Source organism: Zobellia sp. 1_MG-2023 (assembly GCF_030549125.1).
Classification (GTDB): Bacteria; Bacteroidota; Bacteroidia; order Flavobacteriales; family Flavobacteriaceae; genus Zobellia; species Zobellia russellii.
On the sequence record NZ_JAUOSY010000002.1, the window covers coordinates 1 to 15325 of the forward strand.

12 protein-coding genes are annotated in these 15325 nt (G+C 40.5%); 3 read left to right on the forward strand and 9 right to left on the reverse strand.

Annotation, left to right across the window (positions count from 1 at the left end):
- Positions 1 to 92: 92 nt before the first annotated feature.
- From Q4597_RS04000 to Q4597_RS04010, 3 genes are all read right to left on the reverse strand, one after another.
- A complete protein-coding gene (locus tag Q4597_RS04000) occupies positions 93 to 746 on the reverse strand; it encodes a hypothetical protein (RefSeq protein WP_303404817.1) in 654 nt (217 codons plus the stop codon).
- Between the two features lie 211 nt (positions 747 to 957).
- Positions 958 to 1434: a hypothetical protein gene (locus Q4597_RS04005; RefSeq protein WP_303404818.1), complete on the reverse strand. Its 477-nt coding sequence runs from the start codon at positions 1432 to 1434 to the stop codon at positions 958 to 960.
- Between the two features lie 15 nt (positions 1435 to 1449).
- On the reverse strand, positions 1450 to 1716 hold the full coding sequence (locus Q4597_RS04010; protein ID WP_303404819.1) for a hypothetical protein: 267 nt from the start codon (positions 1714 to 1716) through the stop codon (positions 1450 to 1452).
- 270 nt (positions 1717 to 1986) lie between these two features.
- Here Q4597_RS04010 and Q4597_RS04015 point away from each other — a divergent pair, with 270 nt between their 5' ends.
- The 3 genes from Q4597_RS04015 (at position 1987) to Q4597_RS04025 (ending at position 4903) form a co-directional block, all read left to right on the forward strand.
- On the forward strand, positions 1987 to 2319 hold the full coding sequence (locus tag Q4597_RS04015) for a single-stranded DNA-binding protein (protein ID WP_303404820.1): 333 nt from the start codon (positions 1987 to 1989) through the stop codon (positions 2317 to 2319).
- Between the two features lie 111 nt (positions 2320 to 2430).
- Positions 2431 to 4527 carry a DNA helicase RecQ gene (gene recQ / locus Q4597_RS04020; protein WP_303404821.1) on the forward strand — a complete coding sequence of 699 codons (2097 nt, stop codon included), beginning with the start codon at positions 2431 to 2433 and terminating at the stop codon, positions 4525 to 4527.
- Positions 4528 to 4588: 61 nt separating this feature from the next.
- A complete protein-coding gene (locus Q4597_RS04025; protein WP_289038350.1) occupies positions 4589 to 4903 on the forward strand; it encodes a GIY-YIG nuclease family protein in 315 nt (104 codons plus the stop codon).
- Positions 4904 to 5004: 101 nt separating this feature from the next.
- On the opposite strand, the gene Q4597_RS04030 is transcribed toward Q4597_RS04025, so the two are convergent.
- From Q4597_RS04030 to Q4597_RS04055, 6 genes are read right to left on the reverse strand one after another with little or no spacing between them, the layout of a single operon-like run.
- Positions 5005 to 6294 carry a phenylacetate--CoA ligase family protein gene (locus tag Q4597_RS04030; RefSeq protein ID WP_303404822.1) on the reverse strand — a complete coding sequence of 430 codons (1290 nt, stop codon included), beginning with the start codon at positions 6292 to 6294 and terminating at the stop codon, positions 5005 to 5007.
- Positions 6294 to 7970, reverse strand: coding sequence for a C45 family autoproteolytic acyltransferase/hydolase (locus tag Q4597_RS04035; protein WP_303404823.1), 1677 nt, complete (start codon positions 7968 to 7970; stop codon positions 6294 to 6296). Before Q4597_RS04035 ends, Q4597_RS04030 begins: the two co-directional genes overlap by 1 nt.
- A 54-nt stretch (positions 7971 to 8024) precedes the next feature.
- Positions 8025 to 8906 (reverse strand): cupin-like domain-containing protein, encoded by an 882-nt coding sequence (locus Q4597_RS04040; protein ID WP_303404824.1) that lies wholly within the window; start codon positions 8904 to 8906, stop codon positions 8025 to 8027.
- A complete protein-coding gene (locus Q4597_RS04045) occupies positions 8906 to 10453 on the reverse strand; it encodes an NAD(P)/FAD-dependent oxidoreductase (RefSeq protein WP_215436008.1) in 1548 nt (515 codons plus the stop codon). Before Q4597_RS04045 ends, Q4597_RS04040 begins: the two co-directional genes overlap by 1 nt.
- Positions 10450 to 14139 (reverse strand): 1-acyl-sn-glycerol-3-phosphate acyltransferase, encoded by a 3690-nt coding sequence (locus tag Q4597_RS04050; RefSeq protein WP_303404825.1) that lies wholly within the window; start codon positions 14137 to 14139, stop codon positions 10450 to 10452. Before Q4597_RS04050 ends, Q4597_RS04045 begins: the two co-directional genes overlap by 4 nt.
- Positions 14132 to 15301: a DUF2062 domain-containing protein gene (locus Q4597_RS04055; RefSeq protein WP_303404826.1), complete on the reverse strand. Its 1170-nt coding sequence runs from the start codon at positions 15299 to 15301 to the stop codon at positions 14132 to 14134. The genes Q4597_RS04050 and Q4597_RS04055 overlap by 8 nt, the downstream gene beginning before the upstream one ends.
- Positions 15302 to 15325: the final 24 nt, after the last annotated feature.

The following is a 15325-nucleotide window of genomic DNA, read 5'->3' on the forward strand; positions in this document are numbered from 1 at the left end:
CAGACATAAAAAAAGCCCCGTAAAGAGGCTTATATGAATCCGTTCCGTGGAGAATCAACGGCTTGTGCAACGGTTACTTTTGTTGTAAACAGTTATTTCTCTGCCCAAATTAGCAAGTTTATCAATTCTATTTTAGCATTATCTTCTTCGGTTCTATTTCCAGTATTTTGAAATATTTCAAGGATTTTGAATTGATTTTTCGCAGTTTTAATGTCCATAGCCATATCCCTAATACAGTCTGAGTTTCTTATCATAATGCCGTTGTATTTCGAATATAATTGGTCAATTAGAATTTTGTCTTCTGCTTTGGCTCTACTTTTAGGAATCGTTTCATTTAATAGAATGGCATATGTGTCTGGGAAAACACTTAAGGTTTCAAAAATCAATAAAGTATTTAAGTTACTGTAACCTAAAGCATTTTGATATACACTTGCATTGGTTTTTTTAAATTCATCTAAGTATTCTAATCGATTTTTTTCATACGATTTTGCAAGTTCCTCAATTTTTGCCCTGTCCTCAACTTCTATTTTTTGTTTTATTAGTTTTTTTAGTCCAAAATACTTGGGGAGAATCATTTTGCTCAATTTAACATAATACTCCATTCGAAATTGAACGTCCTGTTTGTAGATAGAATCTGTGCTTATTTTTATTTCAAGTTCTTTAGAAATATTAGGTTTAGGACAATTTTGAGCAAACATTTTTACGTTTAAGCATATAACGGTTATTAGAAGTAAAATGTTCTTCATAATTGTTTACAACGGTCTTGTGTATGGCTCGTTGCGTCTAAATTAGCGATTATTTTTCGGTCGAGCCACAAGCCAGATTTTTAAATTTTACTATTTATCTTTTTTGTTGGAAATCGTCAAATTTAAAAATTTGGCGACTTTCCAAATATGCCTTAATTTCGGTTTAAGCAACTGAATAGCAATGAGCTATACACGTTGTTGGCAACTGGCTTTATTTAATTATTATATCATAATCTTTAATCAGTGCTCTCATTAACATTTGTCCATTTTTTCCAAGGTCATTGTTTTTCAAGCCTAAATCTTTCCTCATTTCAACCATTATCTTTGTCATTAATAACAAATGAGTTTTAGAATCAACTTCCTCATTTTCATCTTGGTGATACATAAACTGGAAATAGTCAGAAAATGCTATAATTACTTTGGGTGATGCATACAAGACATATTTTTTATAAAATTCATATAAGTCAGTCAGCATTTTGTTCGGATTGTTACTTTTATTGGCTTTAGTATTTGCGAAAATTCCAATAATCAAATTCACATACTGTTGATATATAGCTCTTCTCTCTTTGGTTATTTCGTTAGTAAGCTCTTTTTTCTTTTCAATACTGCTTTTTATTAAATATCCGATTCCCGCACCTAAAAGCGGTAAAGTAATAGACAAAACAGTAATTATAGTTTGTGAATTCATATCTTGATTAAATAGTTAATCCTTTTTCCAAATTTCGTTAAATTCATTTTCTGAAATCTCAAATTCAGAGAATTCTTCTAAATCCAATTCTTGGTCTCCAAGTCCACCAAATTCATCCTCCAATTTTGTTTTATCATATTTCAATACTTTTCCGTTTTCATAAACTTCAACTTGCTTTGTAGGAAGTCCAGAATTTTCGGTTTCAAAGTACCAAATGGATTTTCCCCAACTGTCAAACTCATCTCCACGAGTTTCTTCCCAATTTCGTTTATAGTACTTCATTATCTTGGTTTGTTTAGCTTGTTGCACAACAATTATATAAAGCAACTAGTTGCTTTATCTCTATTTTAGACCTAATTTAATTAAATCCCTCAAACTATACTGGTTTACAATGGTTGAAGTGTATTCTTACAGCATATTTATTCGTTTTTAAACGTTTACAAACGAAAACAATTGTTTTGTAACCGAATACAATTTGCACCCCGTTCTATGTTTGCAGTGTTGAATCATCGTGGTTCAATAGTATGAACTGTTTAACGTAAAATTAGTAAAATGAACGCCTTAAAAAACAAAGTACAGTTGATAGGAAACTTGGGTCAGGACCCAGAAATCGTAAACATGGATAATGGTAATAAACTGGCCAAATTTTCCATAGCTACTACAGAGAGTTATAAAAACGCACAAGGAGAGCGGGTAGACGATACCCAGTGGCACAATATAGTGGCCTGGGGCAAGACCGCAGAAATTGTAGAAAATTATCTCACCAAGGGAAAACAGGTTGCGGTAGAGGGCAAGCTTACCCACCGCTCCTATGAAACCAAAGAGGGTGAAAAACGTTACATTACAGAGGTACGTTGTAACGAACTTTTAATGTTGGGTAAATAGAATATACCGTTCTTTGCAAACCGGGCAGGGCCAAAATGTGTAATAGCGCACTTTGGTTTTGCCTCGGTTTATGGCAACGGCTCTTTGCGGCCAAGAATTTCAATACTATTCATGGTGCTTACTACAGAACAAGAACTACTTCCTCTTTTAAAAACAAATTTTGGTTACGATTCGTTTCGGCCCAACCAATGGAACATCATTAGTGATGTGCTCGCCCAAAAAGATGTTTTGGCCATTATGCCAACGGGTGGCGGAAAATCGCTTTGCTTTCAACTTCCGGCCTTGGCCATGAACGGTACGGCTATTGTTATTTCCCCGTTGATCGCCCTGATGAAAGACCAGGTAGATGCCTTAACGGCAAATGGTATTTCCGCGGCCTATTTTAATAGTTCTCTAGAAGCGGAAAAAAGGGAAGCGGTAGAAACCCATTTGTATAAAGGCGAGCTCAAATTATTATACGTGGCACCGGAGAGTTTGGGGCTCTTACAACACATTCTTTCGGAAATAACCATTAGTCTCTTTGCCATAGACGAAGCGCATTGTATTTCTTCCTGGGGACATGATTTTAGGCCTGCCTATACCCAATTGGGCGGTTTAAAACAGCAGTTTCCCGAGGTTCCTATAATTGCGTTAACGGCCACTGCGGATAAAACCACTCAGGACGATATCCTGGAACAATTGCGTATTCCACATGCGTTGCGGCATTTGGCCTCTTTCAATCGTCCTAATATTTCATTGGAAGTACGTCCGGCGCAAGACCGTATCGGTCAGATTTTGGAGTTTTTGGCGGAACGGCCCAATGAAAGCGGAATCATCTATTGCCTTAGCCGAAAAAGTACGCAGACCATTGCAGATAAGCTATTGGCATCCGGTTTCAATGCCAAATCCTACCATGCCGGACTTCCCGCAGAAGAGCGGAGCAAGGTACAGGAAGATTTTATTACCGATCGCGTACCCATTATTGTGGCTACCATCGCTTTTGGTATGGGTATAGATAAAAGTAATGTGCGTTGGGTTATTCATTACAACCTGCCCAAGAACGTAGAGGGCTATTATCAGGAGATTGGCCGTGGCGGAAGGGATAGCCTACCTGCCCACGCTTTGCTTTTTTATAGTTTTGCCGATGTGGCCCAGCTGCGCAGGTTTATTGCCAATAGCGAAAATGCAGATGTGGAATACGCCAAGTTGGAGCGGATGCAGCAATTTGCCGAAGCATTAAGCTGCCGCCGGATTGCCCTGCTCAATTATTTTGGGGAGCACATGACCCAGAATTGTGGCAATTGCGACATTTGTAACCGTCCGCCCCAATATTTTGATGCTACCGTCCTCACCCAAAAAATCTGTTCCGGAGTGGCGCGTTTAAAGGAAAAGGAAGCCATGGGCATGTTGGTTGATGTACTTCGCGGCGCACAGAACGCCCAAGTGATGGAAAAAGGGTATCAGCATATCAAAACCTATGGCGCCGTCAAGGACGTGTCTTGGCAAGATTTACAGCAGTATATCATTCAATTGCTGAACCAAGGGGTGCTTTCCATTAATTTTAGGGAAGGTGGCCGTCTTTCGCTTACGCCCCTCGCCAAAGAGGTACTATACGAGGGCAAGGAAATTCAGCTGGCTATTCTGGAGAAAAAAGAAAAATCGCAAGCCAAGAAAACCAGTAAGAGCAAAATGGCCGCAACCGGATTGTTCGAGCGTCTCCGGGTGTTGCGCCAACAAATTGCAACTGAGCAAAATGTTCCGGCTTACGTAGTTTTTAGCGATGCCAGTTTAAAGGATATGGAACAGAGGCTGCCCAAGAACGAAACGGAATTTATGGAAGTTTCAGGTGTAGGTCAGGCCAAATTGGAAAAGTACGCCGCTCCATTTTTAAAGGAAATAAAGGCGTTCAATCAACCGGTAAAGAAGAAGAAAAAGAATCCCAGTCATCAGCTTTCGTTTCAAATGTTGAAAGATGGTTTTTCGGTGGAAGAAATAGCAATGCAACGCGGTATACAGGAAGGTAGCGTTTACAATCACCTACAAAAAGCACATGCCGAAGGCGCAGATGTAGATTTGAGTCGGTTTATTTCCAAAGATGAAATTGCAAGCATTAAAAAAGCACAGTCCGAACTTGATCAGCCCGAAGGCCTAAAAGTGTTCTTTGAATATTTTGAGGAGAAAATGCCCTACTGGAAAATTCAAATGGGCTTGTACCTGATCGGGAAGTAAAATGCTGGCTTCGGCTGCGCTCAGCCATGCATTTTACATGAACATGCAAAAAGCAAATTTTATGGGACCATACTATGTTTACATCTTAGAATGTGCCGATAAAAGTTTCTATGTAGGTTTCACCAATAACGTTGAGAGAAGGTTAGAAGAACACCAAACGGGATTTTACGAGAATGCCTATACGAATAAAAGACGACCGGTGAGGTTGCTATATCACTTACAATTCACAAAAGCATATCAAGCGTTACAATTTGAGAAACAGTTAAAAGGCTGGTCTCGTGCTAAGAAAATAGCATTAATGAACGGTAAGTTCAAAACGCTTCAAATTCTTTCTGAATGCCGGAATTACTCGCATTCAAAGTATAAGCCAGAGTAGGATGACATTCGCAATGTCAGCAGCACTGTATAGCTGAGTACGGCCTGAAAATAGCTTTTGTTTATTAGCACCGTATGGCTGAGCGCAGACGAAGCCAGGTGCTACTGCCTCTTATCGATCACGCTAATAGGTTTCCTGCCCAGTTTGGACATCCGTAGTTTCTGGATTTCCGCGTTAGGACAGATTTCAATATTTGGGGAAACCCGCAACTTGGACCTAAAATGGTCCTTAATGGCCTGCATCAATTTAGGGTCTGCCGAGGAAGAAGCTATCTTTATCAGGATTTCATCCGTACCAATATCATTATGATATATCTCGAACACATAACCGTCCACTTCCTCAAAATCGTTCAAAAGATTGTCCATTGCGGGAGGGTATAGGGTGGTGCCCTTATATTTTATCATTTGTTTTTTTCGGCCAACCACAGGTCCTAAACGCATAGTGTTCCTGCCACAAGCACAGGGTGAGGTATGCGCAACCACAATATCTCCGGTCTTAAAACGAAGCAAAGGCATGGCTTCTACGCCTAAAGTGGTAATGGTGAGCTCTCCTTCTTCCCCATGGGCAACGGGCTGGTCGTTCTCATCTAAAATTTCCGAAATGATAAGCTCGGGATGGTGATGCCCTCCTTGCTGCTCCGAACATTCGGCAAAGGCGGTGCTCATTTCAGTGGAAGCGTAGGTGGAATACAGTTCAATATTCCATTTTTCCTTAATTTTATGGGCAAGGACGTTCAATGAAAAATCTTGGTTCCGCAAAGATTCGCCAATGCAAATGGCCCCTTTAACACCAGAAGCGTTAATGTCTATCTCATGATTTTCGGCATATTGAATCAATTTCAACAAAAACGAAGGCACCACAATTAGATAGGTTGGTTGGAATTTCAGGATGGTGTCCCATTGCAATTCCGGAATACCTGCACCCACACGAATAATACCTGCGCCCAATTTTCTCACTCCTAGAAAATAGGCAAGACCGGCCATAAAACGGCGGTCCATAGTAGTTGTCATTTGTATAATATCATCTTTACCCACTCCCGAACAGGCCAAAGAAATGGCTTCGTTATGCGCCAAGCGGTCTAAATCCTTATCGGTCTGGCCTAAAATTACAGGGTCGCCCAAAGTGCCCGATGTGGTCACAAAATCTATAATCTGCGATTTGGGCACGCAAAGAAAATCATTGTTATGTTGCTGTAACTGCTCCTTGGTGGTTACGGGCAGTTTGGCCAAGTCCTCAAGTGTATTAATGTCCGTTGGATGTATTTTATATTGACGAAAAAGACGTCTGTAGTAAGGCGATTTCTCGCTTACGTAACCTACGAGTTCTTTTAGCTTTTCTTCTTGAAACGCCTTGATTTCCGGGATGGATGCTTTTTCTATTTCTGGAATCATTATTTGAGCTTCCTTTTGGTTTTTTTAATGTACTTGTTGAGGACTTCCGTATCGGGTACTGTGGTTATTTCTTTGGAGCGTGCCGTCTCAAAAGCTTTGAGCGCTTCTTGATAGTTCTTATTTTGATAATGGTACTGCCCTACCAGAAAATGTACCTCCCAAAAGTCGGGATTTATGGCTACAAATTCGGACAGGATTGCAGGTTCAATTTTCTCTTCGGAAGCAATAGCAGCGGTTATTTCTCGGTTTAAATCTCTATAGCGTTCATAATGCCTATAGGCCAAAGTACGCAGAAAAGGGTCTGGAGCTATATTTTTATCCGATAAAGAAATAGGTTTGGCCCCAGGGTTTTGGTTGGCATTTTTAAAGACCTCGTTTAGGTCATAAGCCACAAATTCTCCCAATTGATACGGATTGCTTGAAACCCAGACCATAAGGTCTTCCGGTTGAAAAACAATACCGTGGTGCGCCAACATTTGGTTGAGCGCCATTTCATTCCCGTACCCGATACGTTTGTTATCCAGTCCGTTTTTGTTCCTTAGGATGTCTACCGCGAGCTCTGGGGTAACTTTGGGAGCTTCGTCCAGAAGTTCTTCCATTCGCTCATAACGGTATTGGGAATGGCTTTCAAATATGTGTTTCCGGTTCTTTTTATCATCGGCGTATGCCTCACTTTGAAAGTGATTGGAGCAAACCAGTTGGTTCCCGTTTTCTACTTCGTAAACTCCAAATTTATGCGGCGAAACCTCAATAAGAGCAGCTTTTTTATCCTTGGCGCTTCCCACAAAAATAGATTCGGAAACAAAGACTTCGCGCTTTCTTGCAATGGTTATGGCTTCCTCAATAGTTGAGGCATACTGTAGAATTTCCCGTGTTACCAATGAAATGGGAGTCTTGGCCACTAGGGGGAATTTAGATTTTCCGGCATTGATGGTTACCGTTAGTCCTTGGTCGTTCATACCTGAGACTACGCCCACCATACCTGCCCAGGTAACGGACATGAATTTGTGGCCTTCATCGGGGGCTACAAAAGCAATGATTTTGTTCTTGGCAAAATCATCTCCCGCATAAAAATCAAAGTTCCTGCCTATTAAAAGTTTGCCGTCCGCAGTATGGTCTCCCCAAGCTGCAAAGGAGGAACAACCTACCAATGCAAGGTCTTGCAAGGCATGGCCAATATCATGTGCTCCATGAAAGTACATGACGCGTGGGTATGGCGCCGCTATACGGTTATAGTCTTTGGAGGCATATTGAGAAATACCATAAATTTCGGACTTGTACTGCTCATCTACATGCTTGTACATTTTTCGGTTGAACCAAGCCAAGAATTTCCGGAGCAGTTTCTGCTTTCCTTTTTTGGGTACGAGGTCGTCTATTTTTTCAATGAACACACGTTCCTGTTCCTGAAAAAGCTCTTGGGTGAGGTTTCCTGTTTTAAGCCCCAGTTCATAAGGGTTCCCGGAGACATAAAGTTCATAAAGCCCCTGTTGGTTCTTGGTCAAAAAATTAGTGCCCAGTAGATATGTTGAATCTGTAAGTTGCTGTCGTTCCGTTACATTTGCTTCGTATTGGCTTATGTTGGGCAAGTCTTTTAGGGATTTAGAAACACCGCAGGACCCCAAAAGAAGGCCCAGGACCAGAAGAACGTATATTTTTGGTGCTATTTTTTTCGACATTACATCAATCGGTAAAAGCTAATAGGAACACTTAAGAGGTAAAAGTACGCCGCCTCAATTGTTTTTTATCGTTTTCAAGTTCTTTTCTGTCCGTTTTTTTGCCCATCGGTCTTTATAATCCAACCATTTTTGTCCGCGGTATTTGCGGGTTATGTTATCTATGTGGCGCATAATCATAACATTGTAGAGCATGTTGGCAAAACGCCCCGGGTGCCTAGGTAAGGCACGTAGCGTCATAGAAAAACCACCGTTTAAATAGCGTATGCTATGCCAATAGCCACTGGGCATATAGAGGGCATCTCCGTGTTTCATTTCGGCACGAATACATTGGGCATACTGTAAGGCGGGGTATTTCTCAAAATCCGGATGATCCATGTCTATATCCTCAATATTATGAATGGAAAAAGGCACCTTGTACAGGTATTTTGTTTGTTCGGGAGAGAAGAGGTTTACCACTTTGTCCCCATCAAAATGAAAATGCATACTGTCCGGTAAATCAATATCATAATGCATGAATACTTTAGACTTGCCACCACCAAAGAAGAGTGCCGGTAATTTTTTAAAGAATTTTAGGCCAATATCCGGGTATTCAAAGTCTTTGAGCAATTCGGGCATTTCCTTTAGGATGTTGTAAAAGAAAATCCGTAGATCCGTGGGTTCGGTTTTTAGGATTTCAACGTACTCGCTCAACTTCATTTCCTTTTTGGGCGCATAGACACTTTCCTTGTCCTTTGCAGGTTCATTGTTGTACAAGGGCACAATTTGGTCTCCGGCACGCTCTTGAATATAATCTAACTTCCATTTGGTATAGGCAGGCCAATCTTTGGTAAGCCCGGTAATTAAAACCGGCTTTTGTGGCTTGTAGTAGTTTTTAATGAAGTCCGCTTTTGAGATGTTTTCTACGCGTTCTACCGGAGTTGTTTTAAACTGTCCCATTATGCATCTATTTTTTCGTTGGTCTTTGTGTGCCCTTTGGTTATTTTTTCAAGCAAATATTCGCTGCCTAGAATTTCGGAACAGGTAACTACGCTACTAATGGTCACGCCTAAAATACCGTGCATATTAATGCTCTGTCCGGTAAAAAATAGATTTTTTATTTTGGTTTTTGGGGAGATAAAGGTCTTTAGCGGATTGTTGAAATCTTTGGCGTAACCGTACATAGAACCTTCATTGCAACCAATATAATCCCTGTAGGACAATGGTGTAGATGTATGAATTGATTGTATGCTTTGCCGTATGTTCGGAAATTTTTGCTCAAGGGCGTTTAAAAACGCATCTATCTTGGTCTGTTTGAATTCTTCGTACGTCTCGCCCCTACTATTTTTTTGTGCTACCGTATTAAAAGTTCCGGACCAAGGCTCTAGTTCTTCATAGCGCATATAGGTTATGGCGGTCAATTGATCCGCCCACTCATCTTGGTTCTTACGGGTGCCCATAGAGACCATATAAGCTTCGGGCCAGGATTCTTGACTATAGCGATGCGAGTTCCAGACCGATTCATAATTTTTAAAGTGATAGTAATTATGGTTCAGGTATTTAAACGTTTTGGGCTTTAGTACAATGTGAATGCTAAAGGCCGAAATAGTGCTGTCTATACTCTGGATGCGGTTGGCGTACGACTTTCTAAAATGTTCTTGCCCTACCATCTTAATGGTAAGCTTGGGCTCTATATTGGATATGAAAAGGTCTCCTTTTATAACAGCACCGTTTTTTGTAGTGACCGATACTATTTGCTTGTTTTCAACATTAAACCGGGTAACCTCACTATGTTTATAGGTTTCGCCTCCGCTTTCCTTTAAACGCTTGATGAGCAATTTGGTTATTTGGCTGCCGCCATCTGCACATCTATAGGAACTTTGAATGTATGAATTAATGGATAGGGCATGCACATAGAACGGCGTTTTTCCTTCCTCACCTGCATACAATAAATTTGAGCCGGCAAGTACGGCACGTAACTTTTCGTTCTCCGTAACCGAGTCTATATATTTTTTGGCCGGTAAGGTAAAAAGTTCAGTGTCCTCATGATAGGGTTTGCCAAGTCTTAGATTGTAAAGGGGAAAACGGCTGCAGGTTTCCTGAAGTTTTTTGCAATAGGTACTAATTGCTTCTTTTTCCTCCGGAAATTCCTTAACGAGCTTGTCTTCAAAATTTTTGTAACCCTGGGCATGCGGATATTCCTTTTCGTCACCATCAAAAGTAATCAGGTCAAAGCCGTCTTCATCCAGTCTTGTAAGGGTTAAGCCGTCCAAAATATCAAGATACTCAAAGTAACGGTAAAGGTTCTGGCCTTTTTCAAGCCCTCCTAAATAATGAACGCCCGTATCAAAAATGGCCCGGTCGCGAACAAAGGTCTGTAGGTTGCCTCCGTATTGGTTGTTCTTTTCCAGAACACAGACACTTTTGCCCTCGCGTGCCATAATAATAGCAGAAACGAGACCGCCCATGCCACTACCAACTATCACAACGTCATAATGTTCTTTCATTGACCCTTTGTCTTTTTTAGTAGCCTAAAGTTATCATTTTGTTCGCTAGTAATGAAACCTAACGTTTCTAGTGGCTCCACTTCAATTTCCCGCGCATTTTTTAATAGAATCAATGTAGTGAAATTGTTGTTTAGATGTTCCGCAAGCTGCTCCATTTCTAATTGAACGTCCAGAATAAGCACATCGGCAATTATGGTAAGCGCTTCTTCTGGACTTTGGGCAATATTAATTTTGCTGTAGTGTCGGGTTAAGAAATTATGTTGGAGCAAAGAAGTGGCTTCTTGATCCTTAAGGTGTACTGTTATTTTTCTGTCTATGGAATCTAGGGCAAGGAGCATATCTAACTGACCAAAATCCTGTGACAGATGTACGATTCTACTTTTTAAGTCAATTTTTTTCAGAAGGGAGTAGTAAGTCTCTTTATGGTTTTCTAGATCTTGTTCAACCGCTTTATATATTTGGTCGCCTTTATACCTGTAATTTTCCAACAGCGTTTTCGTCCAGTAATCTTCATCTTCAATTTCGTTCCTAAGCCTTCTGAATTCGCTTCTAAAATAGGCGCCCAACTGCTTGGCGCGCTCACTGTAGTTTTTTCCGTATTGGGTGTCATGTGCCTTGATTCTTGGTAGCAGCTCAATGGTTATGCTACCATCTCGGATAATAAAACTGCCCTTGGGCAATACTTCGGAATTTCCGTGAATGAGCACCGGAAGAATGTCCAACTCAAATTGCTGTGCCAAATAGAAAGCTCCTTTGTGAAATCGCTTTATTTTATTGGTGGAAGATCTAGTGCCCTCCGGAAAAGCAATAATACTAAACCCTTGGGCCACTTTTTCTTTTAAAAAAGCTTCACCGTTTTCTATGCCCCCAGAAACGGGGTAAGCTCCCGCTAGTTTTGCCGCACTACCAAAAACGGGAGAATTATAGACCCAGTCATTAACCATGAATATAATCTTTGGATGTAGCATGCCAATGGCCAGGATATCCAAAAAGCTGGTATGGTTGGCAATAATCATTACGGGTTTTTCAAAAGTTTCGTTAAGCGGATTTCTTATTTCCTTGGATACAAAAGGGTTGGTGTACAGTACGGAACCCATTAATTTGGAAACTGCTTTATGAAAGCCCCGGTTTTGTTTCGTACGGCTTTCCGGTGATAGTTTAAGTTTTAACCATCCGTATATGGAGTATAAAAATCCGCCTGTTCCAAAATACCCGAACGATAACACTGAATGTATAAAGTACCGTACCGAAATGGGGCGTTTATCCGCACTGCCAATAAATAACCTAAACAATAAGGGCTGCACGGTAAAGGCCACGAATGCCGCAGATAGAATACCAATTAATGATACCGTTGAAATGGTATAGAGAACGGGATGTTTCGCAAAAATTAAAACCCCGACCCCTGCAATTGTAGTAATCACCGACAGTAAAATAGAGGTCTTATGGGTATGCAATACGGTTTCACCTGTCCTATATTCCGTGAGTAAACCGTTAGTGATAAATATGCTATAATCAACCCCAAGCCCAAAAATAAAGCTACAGATGATGATATTAAAAATATTGAATTCAATGTGAAAAAGGCCCATTATACCCACGGTTAAAAACCAAGTGAGAAAAATAGGGATACTCGTTACTACGGTTAGCGATAGGCTGCGGTAAAATAGCAAAAGGATAAGCAGTACTACAATAAGTGAGTACCCGATTAGGCTGTTAAAATCGTTTTTTAGGTTGCCCAAAAATGTCTCGTTTACTTGCTGGCGGTCTATGAGAAGTGTGTTGGGTAAATTTTCGAACTTTTTGCGCAGTGCACCAATATGGTCATCATCTACCTTTACTAACGAGGTAATGGTGGTGCCGTTATCATCATGAACGATGTAATCGTCAAGAGAAAAAGATTTTATGGGTTCAAAATCGGTTACCTCCATCGGCTTAAAATCCGAATGTAATAAATCATAGAATTTGGAGAACGTAGTGGGTTTGAACCCAAACTGGGCACTGTTCTCAATTAGATTTTCTTTAGTAGTGTTAATTTTGTCCGGACTCCAAAATTGTTTCCATATCCTAATTTTTTCTTCCTGTGTTTTCTTGGAACGAATGAGTCCGCCAACCGAACTAAAACTCAATATGGACTTATTTTTTTCCAAGGTTTTAAGTGCGTCGTAAAGCGAGTCGTTTTGCGCTAAGACCGTTTGGGTATTATTGCCGTAAGTAGAAATGTAGATAGATTTTGAACTGATGTCAGTTAAAATTTCCAATCGTTTTCTAGCATCGCTTAGTACTTCGGTTTCATAGTTTAGCTTGGCAATGTCCTTGTTAAAAACAACTTTGTTATAAGTGAAAATACTAATGACCGAAAATAATACCAGTACAATAATGGCCCATTTGGATCGGTGAAAATCGAAAGCCGCCACACGGTCTAAAATGGTCTTTCTTGAACTTACCGCTTTACTGGCAGAGTAAACCTGGGGAATGAACAACAGGGCAAAAACCGAAGCGCCAAGTACACTTACCGCTGCAAAAATACCAAGGTCCTGCAAAGCTTGCGACTCTAAGAAGAGAAGGCATAGAAATGCGGAAGCCGTTGTAAGGCTGCTCATAAGAATAGAAGGTGCCACCTCTTTGTAAAGGCTTTCCGCACCATTCCCGTTACGGATGTGGGTAAGGATATGCAACGCATAATCTAAAGTGACTCCCAGTAGCACCGAGCCTATACCCAAGGATATGGCTGAAATTTTCTCACGTAGTATACAGAGAAAGGCAATGGATAATAGGGCACCAATAAGCGTAGGTAAAAATAGGATAAAGGGTAATGCCAACTTACGGTAGAACAACATTAAAATTATAATGAGCAAGGTCATGGCAATGCTTACCGTAAATTGAATATCGCTACGAATCTGTTTGGCATTGGCCACGGCAACAAGGGCCGCACCGTAATATTCACTGTGTACTTTTGTGGAGTATGCCTTATTCAGTTGCTCTTGTAAGTCATAAAGTGCGTTTGAAAAAGGTAGATTTTTATCCGTCTCGTTAGAACCAAAAGCAGGGGTGAGGAAAAGCAGGATGTTTTTTTCCTCTTTATCCAGAAGAAACCCGTTCTTTAATTTAAAATCGTCTCCAACGCCTAGTTCTTGGAGCCTTTTAAGGGCAATAAAAGATAGCCGCAAAGGATCTTTGATGATGGTTTTTTTGGCTACAATACCGGATGGTGAAATCAGGGTACGGTAATTTTCGGCGGTTACTGTGGCAATACTATCGGGCTCAATTTTATTTGAAATGCTCGGGTAGTCTTCAGTTTCTAAAAAGAGTGGGAGGTTATTGTAAACTAAATCCAGTGTCTTGGGAACATCATCGGAATTTACCCGGCCTTGTACACCTTTTATAAAGTTGGCTTGGTTCTTTTCCAAACTGTCCAGTATGGCCTTCGCATATTTGGTGAGGTCGTCAACAGTACCTTTTTCTTCTTTTTGTATGTTGATGATAATCTTGTCCGTAAATGTTATGGACTTTAAAACTTTTTGTACCCGCTGGGCTTCTTCATTGGCGGGAATAAGAGAGGTAATATCATCTTCAAATTGAATCTTGGATACAATAAGGGAGAGCCCAATTAGAACCAATAAGAGTACCGCAGTGGAAAGGAGCCGTTTGCGGGCAATGAACTTATATGCTTTAAAGAAGAAATTACCCATTGTCTACCACCATTTTTTTCTTTCCCAAGAATAGAATTGTAAAGTAACCTACAATTCCAAAAAATAGAGCAGATAGGATAGCCAGGGCAAAACTGCCGATTAAATAGGTTTTCAAATTTTGAAGCATTCCAAAGTTTTCGGTCATGTTCTCTATTGAAAAAGAAACCTCTTCGCCGGTAATCAATACGCCTATTTTTACACTAAAATAGATAATAAAAGGGATTAAAGGAGGAAGACTAACGTTAGAAAATGCAAAGGTAATTGCTTTGTTCAGGCCAAATAGCGCTGCCAAAGCAAAAACGAGAATGGTCTGAAAACCCCAAAACGGAGCAATGCCCAAAAATACGCCCAAGGCTATGGAAAGCGCTTTGGTCTTAGGAGGGTCGTCACTACGCAGCAGGTCTTCTAAAAGGAATTTTTTAAATCCTTTTTTTTTTATTTTCCGAAGGAAATTTCGGGGTTTGATGTATAAAATGGCTACAATTACCAACCAAGTGTTTAGGATGCTTATGCGTGTAAAATCTGGTACGGTCCTAAAGTGGGACACCCTTTCCGTTTCATCGTACAAGATACGCACCGGAACATTTTTAACCAATGTTCCATCCCATGCCAACCGAACGATAACTTCAATTTCAAATTCAAATTTTGGGGTGTAAAACTTTAAATCCTTTAGCTGTTTTAAAGGGTATAGACGGTAACCGCATTGGGTATCCTGAAGTTTGGTGCCAGTTTCGAACCAAAACCAAAAATTGGAAAATTTATTACCAAAACTACTTTTGCCCGGCACATCTTCTTGCTGCATGTTTCGTGAACCAATGTACAATACATTGGGTGTTTCCTCTTTTTGCAGTTCATCTAAGAAAACAGATAGGTCTTCAGGAAAATGCTGACCATCCGAATCTATGGTTATTGCATAATCATATCTTTGGGTAATTGCGGCTTTGAAACCCACTTGAAGCGCGTTTCCTTTACCTTTGTTTTCCGGCAAATGAATTTGTTCAAGGGTAGGGTACTCTTTTAAAATTTCAGCTGTGTTGTCCGTCGCGCCGTCATTAACGATGATAATGGAGTGGGTGCGTTCTAAAATACCATCAAGCACCCGTCTTAAGGTTCCACCGTTATTGTATGTGGGTACCAATACGCAGCAATTAAGTTGCTGCATAGTATTTTGGAGTGTTGGGGTAGG

What these genes read in the sequence shown, in the direction of transcription:
- Q4597_RS04055 (WP_303404826.1), bottom strand. Translation starts at nt 15,301, where the DNA reads ATGCAGCAACTTAATTGCTGCGTATTGGTACCCACATACAATAACGGT.
- Q4597_RS04025 (WP_289038350.1), top strand. Translation starts at nt 4,589, where the DNA reads ATGGGACCATACTATGTTTACATCTTAGAATGTGCCGATAAAAGTTTC.
- Q4597_RS04030 (WP_303404822.1), bottom strand. Translation starts at nt 6,294, where the DNA reads ATGATTCCAGAAATAGAAAAAGCATCCATCCCGGAAATCAAGGCGTTT.
- Q4597_RS04050 (WP_303404825.1), bottom strand. Translation starts at nt 14,139, where the DNA reads ATGGGTAATTTCTTCTTTAAAGCATATAAGTTCATTGCCCGCAAACGG.
- Q4597_RS04035 (WP_303404823.1), bottom strand. Translation starts at nt 7,970, where the DNA reads ATGTCGAAAAAAATAGCACCAAAAATATACGTTCTTCTGGTCCTGGGC.
- Q4597_RS04015 (WP_303404820.1), top strand. Translation starts at nt 1,987, where the DNA reads ATGAACGCCTTAAAAAACAAAGTACAGTTGATAGGAAACTTGGGTCAG.
- Q4597_RS04010 (WP_303404819.1), bottom strand. Translation starts at nt 1,716, where the DNA reads ATGAAGTACTATAAACGAAATTGGGAAGAAACTCGTGGAGATGAGTTT.
- Q4597_RS04040 (WP_303404824.1), bottom strand. Translation starts at nt 8,906, where the DNA reads ATGGGACAGTTTAAAACAACTCCGGTAGAACGCGTAGAAAACATCTCA.
- Q4597_RS04005 (WP_303404818.1), bottom strand. Translation starts at nt 1,434, where the DNA reads ATGAATTCACAAACTATAATTACTGTTTTGTCTATTACTTTACCGCTT.
- recQ (WP_303404821.1), top strand. Translation starts at nt 2,431, where the DNA reads ATGGTGCTTACTACAGAACAAGAACTACTTCCTCTTTTAAAAACAAAT.
- Q4597_RS04000 (WP_303404817.1), bottom strand. Translation starts at nt 746, where the DNA reads ATGAAGAACATTTTACTTCTAATAACCGTTATATGCTTAAACGTAAAA.
- Q4597_RS04045 (WP_215436008.1), bottom strand. Translation starts at nt 10,453, where the DNA reads ATGAAAGAACATTATGACGTTGTGATAGTTGGTAGTGGCATGGGCGGT.